5 protein-coding genes, 1 tRNA gene and 3 rRNA genes are annotated in these 18,189 nt (G+C 65.3%); 8 read left to right on the top strand and 1 reads right to left on the bottom strand.

The annotated features are described in order from the left end of the window. Window positions 1-21: 21 nt before the first annotated feature. The 7 genes from dapA (at window position 22) to A4E84_RS29355 (ending at window position 9,360) form a co-directional block, all read left to right on the top strand. Window positions 22-921, top strand: a complete 900-nt coding sequence (dapA, locus tag A4E84_RS29320) for a 4-hydroxy-tetrahydrodipicolinate synthase (protein ID WP_062929407.1) — start codon at window positions 22-24, stop codon at window positions 919-921. A gap of 154 nt (window positions 922-1,075) precedes the next feature. Beyond that, window positions 1,076-2,761: a ribonuclease J gene (locus A4E84_RS29325; protein ID WP_062929408.1), complete on the top strand. Its 1,686-nt coding sequence runs from the start codon at window positions 1,076-1,078 to the stop codon at window positions 2,759-2,761. A 505-nt stretch (window positions 2,762-3,266) separates the two neighbouring features. Then, window positions 3,267-4,792: ribosomal RNA gene (locus A4E84_RS29335) — 16S ribosomal RNA — on the top strand. A 308-nt stretch (window positions 4,793-5,100) separates the two neighbouring features. Further along, window positions 5,101-8,221: ribosomal RNA gene (locus tag A4E84_RS29340) — 23S ribosomal RNA — on the top strand. Between the two features lie 95 nt (window positions 8,222-8,316). Further along, window positions 8,317-8,433 (top strand): 5S ribosomal RNA (gene rrf / locus A4E84_RS29345). The 16S, 23S and 5S rRNA genes sit together here, the layout of an rRNA operon. A 114-nt stretch (window positions 8,434-8,547) precedes the next feature. Further along, the gene (locus tag A4E84_RS29350; RefSeq protein ID WP_062929409.1) at window positions 8,548-9,210 is read left to right on the top strand and encodes a DegT/DnrJ/EryC1/StrS family aminotransferase; all 663 of its coding nucleotides are present in this window, start codon (window positions 8,548-8,550) and stop codon (window positions 9,208-9,210) included. Between the two features lie 74 nt (window positions 9,211-9,284). Then, a tRNA-Thr gene (locus A4E84_RS29355) sits at window positions 9,285-9,360 on the top strand. A gap of 42 nt (window positions 9,361-9,402) precedes the next feature. Here A4E84_RS29355 and A4E84_RS29360 read toward each other — a convergent pair. Then, the gene (locus tag A4E84_RS29360; RefSeq protein ID WP_062929410.1) at window positions 9,403-12,156 is read right to left on the bottom strand and encodes a SpoIIE family protein phosphatase; all 2,754 of its coding nucleotides are present in this window, start codon (window positions 12,154-12,156) and stop codon (window positions 9,403-9,405) included. A 381-nt stretch (window positions 12,157-12,537) separates the two neighbouring features. Between A4E84_RS29360 and A4E84_RS29365 the strand changes: the two genes are divergently transcribed. Then, a complete protein-coding gene (locus tag A4E84_RS29365; protein WP_079129163.1) occupies window positions 12,538-18,000 on the top strand; it encodes a HAMP domain-containing protein in 5,463 nt (1,820 codons plus the stop codon). Window positions 18,001-18,189 lie beyond the last annotated feature (189 nt).

Consider the following 18,189-nt stretch of genomic DNA (forward strand, 5'->3'; position numbering starts at 1 on the left):
GCAACGAGTAGCGTGTAACCCATGGCTCCGACCTCGACTCCGCAGACCCCCTTCGGGCGGGTCCTCACCGCCATGGTCACGCCCTTCACGGCGGACGGCGCACTCGACCTCGACGGCGCGCAGCGGCTCGCCGCCCACCTGGTGGACGCAGGCAACGACGGCCTGATCATCAACGGCACCACCGGCGAGTCCCCGACCACCAGCGACGCGGAGAAAGCGGATCTCGTACGGGCGGTCCTGGAGGCGGTCGGAGACCGTGCCCACGTGGTGGCCGGAGTCGGCACCAACGACACGCACCACAGCATGGAGCTCGCCCGGACGGCGGAGCGCACCGGAGCGCACGGCCTGCTCGTCGTGACCCCGTACTACAACAAGCCTCCGCAGGAGGGCCTCTACCGGCACTTCACGGCCGTCGCCGACACCACCGGCCTGCCGGTGATGCTCTACGACATCCCCGGCCGCAGCGGCGTCCCGATCAACACCGAGACGCTCGTCCGCCTCGCCGAGCACCCGCGGATCGTCGCCAACAAGGACGCCAAGGGCGACCTCGGCCGCGCCAGCTGGGCCATCGCCCGCTCCGGCCTCGCCTGGTACTCCGGCGACGACATGCTGAACCTGCCCCTGCTCTCGGTCGGCGCGGTCGGCTTCGTCTCCGTCGTCGGCCACGTCGTCACCCCCGAGCTGCGCGCCCTGGTCGAGGCGTACACCTCCGGCGACGTCCAGAAGGCCACCGAGATCCACCAGCAGCTGCTCCCCGTCTACACGGGGATGTTCCGCACCCAGGGCGTGATGACGACCAAGGCGGCACTCGCCCTGCAGGGACTGCCCGGCGGGCCGCTGCGCGCCCCCATGGTCGAGTGCGCGCCCGACGAGATCGAACAGCTCAAGATCGATCTTGCCGCCGGCGGGGTACAGCTCTGACAACAGACTTCGCGCGGATCTCCGTGCAACTGCTTCACAACTGAATAGGCGGGCCACCGGTGCCCGCACACCCCACACAGACAACTGCTTCTGCACGAACGTCACGCGCGCCACGTGCCCACCGGTACGTGGCGCGCGTGGTGAGGAGAGTCTTTTGAGTCATCCGCATCCCGAACTCCGCACGCCCCCGCCGCTCCCCGAGGGCGGCCTGCGCGTCACTCCGCTCGGCGGCCTCGGCGAAATCGGCCGGAACATGACGGTCTTCGAATTCGGCGGCCGCCTCCTGATCGTCGACTGCGGAGTGCTCTTCCCCGAGGAGGAGCAGCCCGGCATCGACCTGATCCTGCCGGACTTCTCGTCCATCAGGGACCGCCTCGACGACATCGAGGGCATCGTGCTCACGCACGGGCACGAGGACCACATCGGCGGTGTCCCCTTCCTCCTGCGCGAGAAGCCGGACATCCCGCTGATCGGCTCCAAGCTGACCCTCGCCCTCATCGAGGCCAAGCTCCAGGAGCACCGCATCCGCCCCTACACGCTGGAGGTGGCGGAGGGGCACCGCGAGCGCATCGGCCCCTTCGACTGCGAGTTCATCGCGGTCAACCACTCCATCCCGGACGCGCTGGCCGTGGCCATCCGCACCCCCGCGGGCATGGCGGTCCACACCGGCGACTTCAAGATGGACCAGCTCCCGCTGGACAGCCGCCTCACGGACCTCCACGCATTCGCACGCCTGAGCGAGGAGGGCATCGACCTCCTCCTCTCGGACTCGACGAACGCCGAGGTGCCGGGCTTCGTCCCGCCCGAGCGGGAGATCTCCAACGTCCTGCGCCAGGTCTTCGCCGGCGCCCGCAAGCGCATCATCGTCGCGAGCTTCGCCAGCCACGTGCACCGCATCCAGCAGATCCTGGACGCGGCGCACGAATACGGCCGCCGCGTCGCCTTCGTCGGCCGCTCGATGGTCCGCAACATGGGCATCGCGCGCGACCTGGGCTACCTGAAGGTCCCCCCGGGCCTGGTCGTGGACGTCAAGACGCTCGACGACCTCCCGGACAGCGAGGTGGTCCTGGTCTGCACGGGCTCCCAGGGCGAACCGATGGCGGCCCTGTCCCGCATGGCCAACCGCGACCACCAGATCCGCATCGTCCAGGGCGACACGGTCATCCTCGCGTCGTCCCTGATCCCCGGCAACGAGAACGCCGTCTACCGCGTGATCAACGGCCTCACCCGCTGGGGCGCCAACGTGGTCCACAAGGGCAACGCCAAGGTGCACGTCTCCGGCCACGCGTCCGCGGGCGAGCTGCTGTACTTCTACAACATCTGCCGTCCGAAGAACCTGATGCCGGTGCACGGTGAATGGCGCCACCTGCGCGCCAACGCCGAACTGGGCGCCCTGACCGGCGTACCGCACGACCGCATCGTCATCGCCGAGGACGGCGTCGCCGTCGACCTCGTCGAGGGCAAGGCCAGGATCTCCGGCAAGGTCCAGGCGGGCTACGTCTACGTCGACGGTCTTTCCGTCGGTGACGTGGGAGAGCCGGCCCTGAAGGACCGCAGGATCCTCGGCGACGAAGGCATCATCTCGGTCTTCCTGGTCATCGACTCCTCCACGGGGAAGATCACCGGCGGCCCGCACATCCAGGCCAGGGGCTCCGGCATCGAGGACTCAGCCTTCGCTGACGTGATCCCCAGGATCACGGAGGTGCTCGAACGCTCCGCCCAGGACGGCGTGGTCGAACCCCACCAGCTCCAGCAGCTCGTGCGCCGCACGCTGGGCAAGTGGGTCTCGGACACCTACCGGCGCCGGCCGATGATCCTGCCTGTGGTGGTGGAGGTCTGACGGCCCGTCGGCTCTGAGCCGACGCCAACTGGGAGCGGGGCGCCTCGATTTGCATCGAGGCGCCCCGCTCCAGTAGGTTTACAACTCCTCCCGACGGGGCACCCGGGCCAACTCAGGCACCAGGGAACATGTCCGGCCGGAGAGGGAATTCCGACTCAGAACTTCTGATAAAGTCGGAACCGCCGGAAAGGGAAACGCGGAAGCGGGAACCTGGAAAGCACCGAGGAAATCGGATCGGAAAGATCTGATAGAGTCGGAAACGCAAGACCGAAGGGAAGCGCCCGGAGGAAAGCCCGAGAGGGTGAGTACAAAGGAAGCGACCGTTCCTTGAGAACTCAACAGCGTGCCAAAAGTCAACGCCAGATATGTTGATACCCCGTCTCCGGCCATAACGGCTGGGGCGAGGTTCCTTTGAAGAAAACACAGCGAGGACGCTGTGAACGGTCGGGCCTATTCCGCCTGACTGTTCCGCTCTCGTGGTGTTCATCCCGATTACGGGAAAACATTCACGGAGAGTTTGATCCTGGCTCAGGACGAACGCTGGCGGCGTGCTTAACACATGCAAGTCGAACGATGAACCACTTCGGTGGGGATTAGTGGCGAACGGGTGAGTAACACGTGGGCAATCTGCCCTTCACTCTGGGACAAGCCCTGGAAACGGGGTCTAATACCGGATAACACTTCCATCCTCCTGGGTGGAGGTTAAAAGCTCCGGCGGTGAAGGATGAGCCCGCGGCCTATCAGCTTGTTGGTGAGGTAATGGCTCACCAAGGCGACGACGGGTAGCCGGCCTGAGAGGGCGACCGGCCACACTGGGACTGAGACACGGCCCAGACTCCTACGGGAGGCAGCAGTGGGGAATATTGCACAATGGGCGAAAGCCTGATGCAGCGACGCCGCGTGAGGGATGACGGCCTTCGGGTTGTAAACCTCTTTCAGCAGGGAAGAAGCGAAAGTGACGGTACCTGCAGAAGAAGCGCCGGCTAACTACGTGCCAGCAGCCGCGGTAATACGTAGGGCGCGAGCGTTGTCCGGAATTATTGGGCGTAAAGAGCTCGTAGGCGGCTTGTCACGTCGGGTGTGAAAGCCCGGGGCTTAACCCCGGGTCTGCATTCGATACGGGCTAGCTAGAGTGTGGTAGGGGAGATCGGAATTCCTGGTGTAGCGGTGAAATGCGCAGATATCAGGAGGAACACCGGTGGCGAAGGCGGATCTCTGGGCCATTACTGACGCTGAGGAGCGAAAGCGTGGGGAGCGAACAGGATTAGATACCCTGGTAGTCCACGCCGTAAACGGTGGGAACTAGGTGTTGGCGACATTCCACGTCGTCGGTGCCGCAGCTAACGCATTAAGTTCCCCGCCTGGGGAGTACGGCCGCAAGGCTAAAACTCAAAGGAATTGACGGGGGCCCGCACAAGCAGCGGAGCATGTGGCTTAATTCGACGCAACGCGAAGAACCTTACCAAGGCTTGACATACACCGGAAAGCATTAGAGATAGTGCCCCCCTTGTGGTCGGTGTACAGGTGGTGCATGGCTGTCGTCAGCTCGTGTCGTGAGATGTTGGGTTAAGTCCCGCAACGAGCGCAACCCTTGTTCTGTGTTGCCAGCATGCCCTTCGGGGTGATGGGGACTCACAGGAGACCGCCGGGGTCAACTCGGAGGAAGGTGGGGACGACGTCAAGTCATCATGCCCCTTATGTCTTGGGCTGCACACGTGCTACAATGGCCGGTACAATGAGCTGCGATACCGCGAGGTGGAGCGAATCTCAAAAAGCCGGTCTCAGTTCGGATTGGGGTCTGCAACTCGACCCCATGAAGTCGGAGTTGCTAGTAATCGCAGATCAGCATTGCTGCGGTGAATACGTTCCCGGGCCTTGTACACACCGCCCGTCACGTCACGAAAGTCGGTAACACCCGAAGCCGGTGGCCCAACCCCTTGTGGGAGGGAGCTGTCGAAGGTGGGACTGGCGATTGGGACGAAGTCGTAACAAGGTAGCCGTACCGGAAGGTGCGGCTGGATCACCTCCTTTCTAAGGAGCACTTCTTACCGATCCCTTCGGGGTGAGGTCAGAGGCCAGTACATCGGCGAATGTCTGATGCTGGTTGCTCATGGGTGGAACGTTGACTATTCGGTCAGGACCTCGGGTCGGAGGCTGCTAGTACTGCTCGCAAGAGCGTGGAACGCACGATCTCCGGACGGGACTTGGCCGGGCACGCTGTTGGGTGTCTGAGGGAATGAACTTCCTCAGTCGCCGGCCCCAGTGAACTCGCCTGTGAGGGCGGGGTGATGGGTGGCTGGTCGTTGTTTGAGAACTGCACAGTGGACGCGAGCATCTGTGGCCAAGTTTTTAAGGGCGCACGGTGGATGCCTTGGCACCAGGAACCGATGAAGGACGTGGGAGGCCACGATAGTCCCCGGGGAGTCGTCAACCAGGCTTTGATCCGGGGGTTTCCGAATGGGGAAACCCGGCAGTCGTCATGGGCTGTCACCCGCTGCTGAACACATAGGCAGTGTGGAGGGAACGCGGGGAAGTGAAACATCTCAGTACCCGCAGGAAGAGAAAACAACCGTGATTCCGGGAGTAGTGGCGAGCGAAACCGGATGAGGCTAAACCGTATACGTGTGAGACCCGGCAGGGGTTGCGTATGCGGGGTTGTGGGATCTCTCTTCTGTTGTCTGCCGGCAACAGGACGAGTCAGAAACCGTTGATGTAGGCGAAGGACATGCGAAAGGTCCGGCGTAGAGGGTAAGACCCCCGTAGTCGAAACATCAGCGGCTCGTTTGAGAGACACCCAAGTAGCACGGGGCCCGAGAAATCCCGTGTGAATCTGGCGGGACCACCCGCTAAGCCTAAATATTCCCTGGTGACCGATAGCGGATAGTACCGTGAGGGAATGGTGAAAAGTACCGCGGGAGCGGAGTGAAATAGTACCTGAAACCGTGTGCCTACAAGCCGTGGGAGCGTCGGAACAAGGCTTGCCTTGTTCTCGTGACTGCGTGCCTTTTGAAGAATGAGCCTGCGAGTTTGCGGTGTGTTGCGAGGTTAACCCGTGTGGGGAAGCCGTAGCGAAAGCGAGTCCGAATAGGGCGTTTCAGTAGCACGCTCAAGACCCGAAGCGGAGTGATCTAGCCATGGGCAGGTTGAAGCGGAGGTAAGACTTCGTGGAGGACCGAACCCACCAGGGTTGAAAACCTGGGGGATGACCTGTGGTTAGGGGTGAAAGGCCAATCAAACTCCGTGATAGCTGGTTCTCCCCGAAATGCATTTAGGTGCAGCGTCGTGTGTTTCTTGCCGGAGGTAGAGCACTGGATAGGCGATGGGCCCTACCGGGTTACTGACCTTAGCCAAACTCCGAATGCCGGTAAGTGAGAGCGCGGCAGTGAGACTGTGGGGGATAAGCTCCATGGTCGAGAGGGAAACAGCCCAGAGCATCGACTAAGGCCCCTAAGCGTACGCTAAGTGGGAAAGGATGTGGAGTCGCAGAGACAACCAGGAGGTTGGCTTAGAAGCAGCCACCCTTGAAAGAGTGCGTAATAGCTCACTGGTCTAGTGATTCCGCGCCGACAATGTAGCGGGGCTCAAGCGTACCGCCGAAGTCGTGTCATTGCGATATATACCCCCAACGGGGATCGTGATGGGTAGGGGAGCGTCGTGTGCCGGGTGAAGCAGCACCGGAAGGTAGTTGTGGACGGTTCACGAGTGAGAATGCAGGCATGAGTAGCGATACACACGTGAGAAACGTGTGCGCCGATTGACTAAGGGTTCCTGGGTCAAGCTGATCTGCCCAGGGTAAGTCGGGACCTAAGGCGAGGCCGACAGGCGTAGTCGATGGATAACCGGTTGATATTCCGGTACCCGCTGTGAAGCGTCAAACATCGAGCATCGTGATGCTAAGGCCGTGAAGCCGTTCCGGACCCTTCGGGGAAAGGAAAGTGGTGGAGCCGCTGAACCAAGCGGTTAGTAGGTGAGTGATGGGGTGACGCAGGAAGGTAGTCCATCCCGGGCGGTGGTTGTCCCGGGGTAAGGGTGTAGGCCGTGATCCAGGTAAATCCGGATCACATGAGGCTGAGACCTGATGCCGAGCCGATTGTGGTGAAGTGGATGATCCTATGCTGTCGAGAAAAGCCTCTAGCGAGTTTCATGGCGGCCCGTACCCTAAACCGACTCAGGTGGTCAGGTAGAGAATACCGAGGCGTTCGGGTGAACTATGGTTAAGGAACTCGGCAAAATGCCCCCGTAACTTCGGGAGAAGGGGGGCCACGTCTGGTGATCCGTTTTACACGGTGAGCTGGGGGTGGCCGCAGAGACCAGCGAGAAGCGACTGTTTACTAAAAACACAGGTCCGTGCGAAGCCGTAAGGCGATGTATACGGACTGACGCCTGCCCGGTGCTGGAACGTTAAGGGGACCGGTTAGCTCAGATTCGTCTGGGCGAAGCTGAGAACTTAAGCGCCAGTAAACGGCGGTGGTAACTATAACCATCCTAAGGTAGCGAAATTCCTTGTCGGGTAAGTTCCGACCTGCACGAATGGCGTAACGACTTCTCGACTGTCTCAACCATAGGCCCGGTGAAATTGCACTACGAGTAAAGATGCTCGTTTCGCGCAGCAGGACGGAAAGACCCCGGGACCTTTACTACAGTTTGATATTGGTGTTCGGTTCGGCTTGTGTAGGATAGCTGGGAGACTGTGAACTCTGGACGCCAGTTCAGGGGGAGTCGTCGTTGAAATACCAGTCTGGTCGTGCTGGATGTCTAACCTGGGTCCGTGATCCGGATCAGGGACAGTGTCTGATGGGTAGTTTAACTGGGGCGGTTGCCTCCTAAAGAGTAACGGAGGCGCCCAAAGGTTCCCTCAGCCTGGTTGGCAATCAGGTGTTGAGTGTAAGTGCACAAGGGAGCTTGACTGTGAGACCGACGGGTCGAGCAGGGACGAAAGTCGGGACTAGTGATCCGGCGGTGGCTTGTGGAAGCGCCGTCGCTCAACGGATAAAAGGTACCCCGGGGATAACAGGCTGATCTTCCCCAAGAGTCCATATCGACGGGATGGTTTGGCACCTCGATGTCGGCTCGTCGCATCCTGGGGCTGGAGTCGGTCCCAAGGGTTGGGCTGTTCGCCCATTAAAGCGGTACGCGAGCTGGGTTTAGAACGTCGTGAGACAGTTCGGTCCCTATCCGCTGTGCGCGTAGGAATATTGAGAAGGGCTGTCCCTAGTACGAGAGGACCGGGACGGACGAACCTCTGGTGTGCCAGTTGTCCTGCCAAGGGCATGGCTGGTTGGCTACGTTCGGGAGGGATAACCGCTGAAAGCATCTAAGCGGGAAGCCTGCTTCGAGATGAGTATTCCCACCTCCTTGAGAGGGTAAGGCTCCCAGTAGACGACTGGGTTGATAGGCCGGATATGGAAGCACGGTAACGTGTGGAGTTGACCGGTACTAATAGGCCGAGGGCTTGTCCTCAGTTGCTCGCGTCCACTGTGTTGGTTCTGAAACCACGAACAGCCCCATGCCATGGTCACGGTATGGTGTGGCATGGTTCGACAGTTTCATAGTGTTTCGGTGGTTATAGCGTAGGGGAAACGCCCGGTTACATTCCGAACCCGGAAGCTAAGCCTTACAGCGCCGATGGTACTGCAGGGGGGACCCTGTGGGAGAGTAGGACGCCGCCGAACAATCATTGAAAGGGTTGGACCTGGAACTTCGGTTCCGGGTCCAACCCTTTTTTGTTGCGCGTCACTTGAAGTTCACGTTGCGCAACGAGCATCCACTGCATGGGTACTGCTGCAATGCTCAGGGCTGCCGGGGTCGGACTCGGTGACGAGGTCGTCGTGCCGGCCTTCGGGAACGTCGAGGTCGCCGAAGCCGTGACCATGGCCGGGGCTCTGCCGGTGTTCGCCGACATAGACCCCGCCACCTACTGTCTCGACGCAGCTGCTGTGGAAGCAGCGGTCACCTCGCGGACCGCTGCCGTGGTCGTCGTCCACCGCTTCGGCCGGCTCGCCGACATCGCTCGGCTGCACGCCCTCGGGCAGCGGCATGGGCTGCTGGTGCTGGAGCAAGGAGAGTCGGAGGCGCCGTACGACGAGATAGCGCGGCGCAGGGAGCGCGCGGCTTATCTCGATGCCAAGTTGAGGGGTGTGCGGACGCCTGACGACGGTGACGGGCACACCTACCAGCAGTACGTCGTGCGGGTTCCGGGCAATGGGCGGCCCGATCGGGACGCCTTCGCTCGGGCCGTGCGGGCCAGGGGAGTCGAGTGCCGGGTGCCGGTGAAGACGCCTGTGCACCGGCTGCCCGAATTCCGTCGCTGTGTCGCGCTGCCGGAGACCGAGCGGGCTTCCGATGAGACTCTTGCGCTGCCCGTGGATGCGTCGTTGACCAAGCGGGACATGCATCGGATCGTGTCGGCCTGCAACGCCCTCGGAGGGCTTCTCCAGCCCGCCTTCTGACGTGGTTGGGAGCACGGGTCTGTTCGGGGTATGATCTATTCCGTTGCCGCGGGGGAGACCTCGCAAAGCAACAGGCCCCTATAGCTCAGTCGGTAGAGCGTCTCCATGGTAAGGAGAAGGTCAGCGGTTCGATTCCGCTTGGGGGCTCCAGCATAAAGGCCCCACCCTCACGGGTGGGGCCTTTCGCATTTCCTAGTCCTTGTGGAGGCCGGGGACGCGCATCGCGAGAATTGCCATGTCGTCCGAAGGGGCGTCCGACGCGAAGCGTTCCACCGCGCGCATGATGCGGGCCGCCACCGCGCCGGCCGTGAGGCCCGTGCAGGTGGTGAGGACGTCGGCGAGGCCGTCGTCGCCGAGCATGCGGGCGCCCTCCCGGCGTTCGGTGACGCCGTCCGTGACACACAGGAGGACATCGCCCGGGTCGAGGGTGACGGTCTGCTCGTAGAGCTCCAGGTCCTCGATGACGCCGAGCAGGGGCTGGGGCTCCGCGGCCGGTTCGACCGTGCCGTCCTGGCGCAGGCGCAGCGGGAGCGGGTGGCCGGCACAGACGACCTTCAGTTCCGCGCTGCCGTCCTCCTGCGGGCGCATCTCGCCGTAGAGGAGGGTGAGGAAGCGGCTGCGGGCGCCTTCGTCGAGGATCGCGGAGTTCAGGCGCTCCAGAACCGTCGGGCCGGTGAGGCCCTCGCGGGCCAGGAGGCGCAGGGCGTGGCGGGCCAGGCCGGTGACCGCTGCCGCGTTCGGGCCCGTGCCGCAGACGTCGCCGATGGCGAAGCCGTAGGTGCCGTCGCGGATGGGGAAGACGTCGTAGAAGTCGCCGCCGACTTCGTTGCCCTCGCCGGCGGCGCGGTAGATGACCTCGACCTCGACGCCGTCGATCTCGGGGAGCTCCGGGGGCAGGAGGCTGCGCTGGAGGGACTGGCTGATCGCCGTGCGCTCCGAGTAGAGGCGGGCGTTGTCCAGGGCCAGGGCGGCCCGGCGGGAGAGATCCTCGGCCAGTTCCAGGATCTCCTGGCGGAAGTGCTCGTCGGTGGGCTTGCCGAGGGTCAGCATGCCGATGACGCGGTTGCGGGCGACCAGCGGGAGGACCACGGTCTCGCCGCCGACGGCGGAGGCGGTCGCGAGGGTGGGGCCGATGCCGGGGGTGACCTGGCGGGTCTGGCTGCCGCTGAGACCGAGGCTGCGCATGGAGCTGCGCAGAGCCGCCTGGTGGGCCATCTCGCCGGGGGCCGACCAGACGCGGGCTCCGGGGGTGGGGACCGGGTCGGGCGGGGCGATCTTCGACAGCAGGGACTTGATGCCGTCGATGAGTTCCTCGTCCTCATGCAGGACGTACGACAGATACGGCTCCGAGGCCTGGTGGGCGATGGTGTAGACGGCGCACCAGGTGGCGAGGGTGGGCACCGTCATCTGGGCCATCAGGGCCAGGGTCTGGTCGCGGTCCAGGGTGCCCGCGAGCAGGTCGGAGGCCTCGACGAGGAAGTTCAGGGAGCCGCGGCGCAGGCGTTCCAGTTCGCCGAGGCGGGCCGATTCGACGGCGAGTGCGATGCGGTCGGCGGCGAACTGGAGGCGCAAGGCCTCCTCGTTGGAGTATCTGCCGGGCGCCTCCGCGGCGACGCCGAGGGAGCCGGTGAGGCGGCCCTCCACCTTCAGCGGGACCGTGACGACCGAGCGCATGCCCGTGCCGTTCAGCAACGGTACGGCGCCGGGGACCGCCGTCAGATCGTCGTGGACGGCCGGCATGCGGGCCGAACCGTAGCGGCCGGGGCCCGCCTCGACGGGGACGCGTGCGAAGCGCTGGCGGGCCGAGGGCAGGCCCGTGGAGGCACGGACCTCCAGCTCCGTCTCGTCATCGGTGGCCAGCAGGAGGAACGCCGAGTCGCCGTCGAGCATGTCGCGGGCGCGCTCCACCGTGCGCTGGAGGAGGCCGTCGAGGTCGTCCGGTGCGGGGTAGCCGATGAACACCTCGAAGGGGTCGGTGTTCTGGCCCTCGGAGCCGGTGGAGGTGTCGGAGGCGGGGCCGCGCAGCGGGGTCTGCAGAACTGCCCGTTCGTGGTCCCGTACCAGGAGGCACACGGTTGACGGTTCGCCGCCGGTGTCGCGGACGCGCAGGTGGGAGGCGTAGACGGGGGTGACGCGGCCGGTGGCGGCGCGGATGCCGTAGCTGCCTTCCCAGCGGGAGAGGCGCAGGGCCTCCGCGATGCCGGTGCTGGTGCCGGGGGTGTGCGGCCAGGCCGCGAGGTCGGTGAGGGGCTTGCCGGTGACCTGCTCGGCCGCGTAGCCGAAGAGGTCTTCGGCGTCCTCGTTCCAGGCGGCGATGTGGCCGGTGCGGTCGACCTGGATGACGGCCACGCGGACCCGGCTGTCGGCGAGGGGGAGGAGGTCGGAGGGGAGGGCCGGTCCGGCCGAGCGGGTGCCCACCACGCGTGCGGGCAGGTCCAGTTGGAACCAGACGGTCTTGTGGGTGGGGATGTATTCGACGCCCCAGCGGCCGGCGAGGGCCGCGCACAGCTGGAGGCCGCGGCCGCCCTCCCGGTCGGGGCTGCCCATGTTGACGGCCGTCGCCTGGAGGGGGATCTCGCGTTCGGGGTAGCGGTCGGCCACCTCGATGCGGACGCCGTCGTCGCTGCGCAGGCAGAGCACGTCGGCGGAGGTGCCGGCGTGGACCACGGCGTTGGTCACCAGTTCGCTCGTGAGAACGACGGCGTCGTCGACGATGTCCGCGAAGCCCCAGCCCTGGAGGGTGTCGCGGACGAAGGAGCGGGCGCTCGCGACCGAGCGCCCGACGGGCTCGAAACTGGCGGCCGCGCGCGCGGTGATCACAGAACTCCTCGACCGGTTCTCGACGTGCTGGGCTGCGTGGCCGGCCGGCTCGCGCCGCTGCTGGGGCAGGGCGCCCGTCGGCCGGGGGTCCGGGGGCTGTCCCCCCGGGATCAGTCCGGTGGTCATGTTGTGTGCGGCCGCCCCTCCGATGCCCGCTCGTCTTCGTGCCACCGCCCAGGCCGGACGGACCGGCGCGGCTGGACAGCCGGATGCAAGGTTACTTACCTTCGCGGTCCATGCGGATGCCGGTCTGCAGTGTTTCCGTCCGGAGGGTGTGCGGACGATGTGCGAAGCTGCCGAACTGTTATGGCCTGGTTCGGCCAGGGTGAAACACTGGGCAAGCTTCTGATGAAGGTCGGGACAGGCTGTGTGCCCGGAGGTGACCTTGGGCAGCAGCCCCCTGGAGACGGCCTGGCATGCAGGGCAGAGAATACGCAGTAGTAACTGGTACGCCGAGCGTGGTACCCGAGCACAGCAGAGACGGTCGACCCCTGCGGGAGGGACACAGTGGAGTCTGGCGCAGCGACGCGTGGCAAGAAGACGCGCGCGAAAGGCGGACAGTCCCCGATCAACCAGGGCAAGGTGCGTAGTGGCACGACCGAGGTGGACACGGCGGCCCTGAACCGGCTGATGGCGGCCCTGGTGTCGATGCGGGACGGGAACTTCCGCAAGCGGCTCACGGTGTCGGGCGACGGCGTGATGGCCGAGATCGCGGCTGTCTTCAACGAGGTGGCCGACCGCAATCTGCATCTGACGGGTGAGCTGTCGCGGGTGCGGCGGATGGTGGGCCGTGAGGGCAAGCTCACCGAGCGGCTGGAGACGGGTGCCTGCGAGGGCTCCTGGGCGACGGCGATCGACAACTCGAACGCCCTGGTCGACGACCTGGTGCGGCCGGTTTCCGAGGTCGGCCGGGTGCTGTCGGCGGTGGCGGAGGGTGACCTGTCGCCGCGGATGGAGCTGCGGACGCAGGTGCCGGACGGGAACAGTCAGCCCCTGCGGGGCGAGTTCCTGAAGGTCGGGCGGACCGTCAACAACCTGGTCGACCAGCTGTCGACGTTCACCGACGAGGTCACGCGTGTGGCCAGTGAGGTGGGCACCGAGGGCAAGCTGGGCGGGCAGGCCCGGGTGCGGGGCATGTCGGGTTCGTGGCGGGACCTGACGGATTCCGTCAACACCATGGCGTACCGGCTGACGGCCCAGGTGAGGGACATCGCGCTGGTGACGACGGCGGTCGCCAAGGGTGATCTGTCCCGGAAGGTCACGGTCCAGGTCGCCGGCGAGATGCTGGAGCTGAAGAACACCGTCAACACGATGGTGGACCAGCTCTCCGCGTTCTCCTCCGAGGTGACCCGGGTGGCCCGCGAGGTGGGTACCGAGGGCGCGCTGGGCGGTCAGGCGCAGGTGCCGGGCGTGGCCGGGGTGTGGAAGGAACTCACCGATTCGGTGAACACCATGGCCGGGAACCTCACGGCCCAGGTGCGCGGGATCGCGGAGGTGACGACCGCGGTCGCCAACGGTGACCTGTCGCGCAAGGTGACCGTGCCGGCGCGCGGTGAGGTCGCGCAGCTCGCCGACACGATCAACCAGATGACCGAGACGCTGCGGATCTTCGCCGACGAGGTCACGCGCGTGGCCAACGAGGTCGGGGCCGAGGGGCAGCTCGGCGGTCAGGCGAACGTGCCGGGTGCGGCGGGGACGTGGAAGGACCTCACCGATTCGGTGAACACGGTCTTCCGGAATCTGACCACTCAGGTGCGGGACATCGCCGCCGTCACGACGGCGGTGGCCAATGGTGATCTGTCGCAGAAGGTCACGGTGGACGTGGCCGGCGAGATGCTGGAGCTGAAGAACACCGTCAACACGATGGTCGACCAGCTGTCCGCGTTCGGTGCCGAAGTGACGCGTGTGGCGCGGGAGATCGGTGTCGAGGGTGAGCTGGGCGGCCAGGCGCAGGTACCGGGTGCGGCGGGCACCTGGAAGGACCTGACGGACTCCGTCAACACGGCGTTCCGGAACCTCACCGGTCAGGTGAGGAACATCGCCCAGGTGACGACGGCGGTGGCCAACGGCGACCTCTCGCAGAAGGTCACCGTCGACGTCTCCGGCGAGATGCTCAAGCTGAAGAACACCGTGAACACGATGGTGGACCAGCTGTCGAGCTTCGCCGACCAGGTGACGCGGATGGCCCGGGACGTGGGCACGGAGGGCCGCCTGGGCGGGCAGGCCCGGGTGGACGGCGTGTCGGGCACGTGGAAGGAGCTCACCGACTCCGTCAACTCGATGGCCGGGAACCTCACTTCCCAGGTGCGCAACATCGCGCAGGTGACGACGGCGGTGGCCCGGGGTGACCTGTCGCAGAAGATCGACGTCGACGCGCGCGGCGAGATCCTGGAGCTGAAGAACACCATCAACACGATGGTCGACCAGCTCTCGGCCTTCGCCGACCAGGTGACCCGGGTCGCGCGCGAGGTGGGTACGGACGGCCGGCTGGGCGGTCAGGCGCAGGTGCCGGGTGTGGCCGGTGTGTGGCGTGACCTGACGGACTCCGTGAACGGCATGGCGTCCAACCTGACCGGCCAGGTGCGCAACATCGCCCAGGTGGCCACGGCGGTGGCCCGGGGTGACCTGTCGCAGAAGATCACCGTGGACGCGCGCGGCGAGATCCTGGAGCTGAAGAACACGCTGAACACGATGGTGGACCAGCTGTCGTCGTTCGCCGAGGAGGTCACGCGTGTGGCCCGTGAGGTGGGTACGGAGGGCATCCTCGGCGGCCAGGCCGAGGTGCAGGGCGTCTCCGGCACCTGGAAGGACCTCACCCAGTCCGTGAACGGCATGGCCAACAACCTGACCATCCAGGTGCGCAACATCGCCGAGGTCACGACGGCGGTGGCCCGGGGTGATCTGTCGAAGAAGATCACCGTCGACGCCAAGGGCGAGATCCTCGAACTGGTCACGACCGTCAACACGATGGTGGACCAGCTGTCGTCCTTCGCCGAGCAGGTGACCCGGGTGGCCCGTGAGGTGGGCACCGAGGGCATCCTGGGCGGCCAGGCGCACGTGCCGGGTGTCACGGGCATCTGGAAGGACCTGAGCGACAACGTCAACCTGATGGCCAAGAACCTCACCACCCAGGTGCGGAACATCTCCCAGGTCTCGGCGGCGGTCGCCAACGGTGATCTGACGCGGCAGGTCACCATCGAGGCGCGCGGCGAGGTCGCGCAGCTCGCCGACACCATCAACACGATGGTCAAGACGCTGAGTTCGTTCGCCGAGCAGGTCACCAAGGTGGCTCGTGAGGTGGGCACGGACGGCATCCTCGGCGGCCAGGCGCACGTACCGGGTGTGGCCGGCACGTGGAAGGACCTCACCGAGTCCGTGAACCAGATGGCGTCCAACCTGACCGGTCAGGTGCGCAACATCGCCATGGTGACCACGGCCATCGCCAAGGGTGACCTGACGAAGAAGATCGACATCGACGCGCGCGGCGAGATCCTGGAGCTGAAGACGACCATCAACACGATGGTCGACCAGCTGTCGTCCTTCGCGGAGGAGGTCACCCGGGTCGCCCGTGAGGTGGGCACGGAAGGGCAGCTCGGCGGCCAGGCACGCGTGCGGGACGTGGACGGCACCTGGCGGGACCTGACCGAGTCGGTGAACGAGATGGCCGGGAACCTGACCCGGCAGGTGCGTGCCATCGCGCGCGTGGCGACCGCGGTGACCCGCGGCGACCTGAACCTGAAGATCGACGTGGACGCGTCCGGGGAGATCCAGGAACTCCAGGACTACATCAACAAGATGATCGCCAACCTGCGCGACACCACGATCGCCAACAAGGAGCAGGACTGGCTCAAGGGCAACCTGGCGAGGATCTCGGCGCTGATGCAGGGCCGCCGCGACCTGGAGGACGTGGCCTCGCTGATCATGAGTGAGCTGACGCCGGTGGTCTCGGCGCAGCACGGGGCGTTCTTCGTGGCGATGCCGCTCGTCGACGGCGAGGACATGAGCGCCACGGACGAGGACCAGTACGAGCTGCGCATGCTCGGCTCGTACGGCTACTCGATGGGCTCCATGCCGACGTCGTTCCAGCCCGGTGAGGCGCTGGTCGGGACGGCTGCCGAGGAGAAGCGCACGATCCTCGTGGAGAACGCGCCGAGCGGCTATCTGAAGATCTCCTCGGGGCTCGGTGAGGCGCCGCCCGCGCAGGTGATCGTGCTGCCGGTGCTGTTCGAGGGCAGCGTGCTCGGTGTCATCGAGCTGGCGTCCTTCACGCCGTTCACGCAGATCCAGAAGGACTTCCTGAACCAGATCGCGGAGATGATCGCGACGAGCGTCAACACCATCTCCGTCAACACCAAGACCGAGCTGCTGCTGGCGCAGTCGCAGGAGCTGACCGAGCAACTGCGCGAGCGTTCGGCAGAGTTGGAGCAGCGGCAGAAGGCACTCCAGGCCTCCAACGCCGAACTGGAGGAGAAGGCCGAGCTGCTGGCCCAGCAGAACCGCGACATCGAGGTGAAGAACACCGAGATCGAGGAGGCGCGGCAGGTCCTGGAGGAGCGCGCCGAGCAGCTCGCGGTGTCGATGCGCTACAAGAGCGAGTTCCTGGCGAACATGTCGCACGAGCTGCGTACGCCGCTCAACTCGCTGCTGATCCTGGCCAAGCTGCTCGCCGACAACGCCGAGGGGAACCTCTCCCCGAAGCAGGTCGAGTTCGCCGAGACGATCCACGGAGCCGGTTCGGACCTGCTCCAGCTCATCAACGACATCCTCGACCTGTCGAAGGTCGAGGCGGGCAAGATGGACGTCTCCCCGACACGGATCGCACTCGTCCAGCTCGTGGACTACGTGGAGGCCACCTTCCGGCCGCTGACCGCGGAGAAGGGCCTGGACCTGTCCGTGCGGGTCTCGCCGGAGCTGCCGGCGACGCTGCACACGGACGAACAGCGGCTGCTGCAGGTGCTGCGCAACCTGCTGTCGAACGCGGTGAAGTTCACCGACTCCGGGTCGGTGGAGCTGGTGATCAGGCCGGCGCGGGAGGATGTGCCGCAGAAGATCCGGGAGCAGCTGCTGGAGACCGGGTCGCTGACCGATGTGGACGCCGGGCTCATCGCGTTCTCGGTGACCGACACGGGCATCGGTATCGCGTCCAGCAAGATGCGGGTGATCTTCGAGGCGTTCAAGCAGGCCGACGGCACGACCAGCCGCAAGTACGGCGGTACGGGTCTGGGGTTGTCCATCTCGCGGGAGATCGCGCAGTTGCTCGGTGGTGAGATTTACGCGCAGAGCGAGCCCGGCCGTGGTTCGACGTTCACGCTGTATCTGCCGTTGCACCCCAGCGAACTGCCGCCGCAGGGCTACCAGCAGCAGCTGCCCGCCCTGGAGGCCGGCGACCTGGTGGCGTCGACGTCGGAGCTGTCGGACGTGGAGGCCGAGACGCCGGCCGAGGTGAGTTCGTACCGCGAGACGCAGAACGGGCCCGCCGCCTTGTTCCGGCGACGCCGCAGGATGCCCGAGCTGCCGCCGCGCCCCGCGCAGCTGGATCAGTGGACCCCGTCCGAGCAGGAGCCGGCGCCGAAGGCGAACCGCGGCATCCGGTTCGGCGGCCAGAAGGTCCTGATCGTCGACGACGACATCCGCAACGTCTTCGCCCTGACCAGCGTCCTGGAACAGCACGGCCTGTCCGTGCTGTACGCGGAGAACGGGCGTGAGGGCATCGAGGTCCTGGAGCAGCACGACGACGTGGCGGTCGTGCTGATGGACATCATGATGCCCGAGATGGACGGGTACGCGACGACCACGGCGATCCGCAGGATGCCGCAGTTCGCCGGGCTGCCGATCATCGCGCTGACCGCGAAGGCGATGAAGGGCGACCGTGAGAAGGCGATCGAGTCGGGCGCTTCCGACTACGTGACGAAGCCCGTCGACCCCGATCACCTGCTGGCGGTGATGGATCAGTGGATGCGAGGGGAATGAGGGGAAGATTGGGCAGTTGCGCGACCATGCCGGGAAGGTTCGGTGTTCACGCGGAGTCGCCGACTCGGTGTGCGCATAGTCGTGTAGAAGTACAAGATCTGGGGAACCTTCTGGTCTCCTGCTGCGTTTCTGCTACGTGCACAGTGACATCCCGGTGACAGGGTGTGGCGACGGGCAGGGTGCGGCTAC

Source organism: Streptomyces qaidamensis, from assembly GCF_001611795.1.
Lineage (GTDB): Bacteria > Actinomycetota > Actinomycetes > Streptomycetales > Streptomycetaceae > Streptomyces > Streptomyces qaidamensis.

Excerpts from the sequence above, each read along its gene's own strand:
- dapA (WP_062929407.1), top strand. The coding sequence starts at position 22 with ATGGCTCCGACCTCGACTCCGCAGACCCCCTTCGGGCGGGTCCTCACC.
- A4E84_RS29350 (WP_062929409.1), top strand. The coding sequence starts at position 8,548 with ATGCTCAGGGCTGCCGGGGTCGGACTCGGTGACGAGGTCGTCGTGCCG.
- A4E84_RS29360 (WP_062929410.1), bottom strand. The coding sequence starts at position 12,156 with ATGACCACCGGACTGATCCCGGGGGGACAGCCCCCGGACCCCCGGCCG.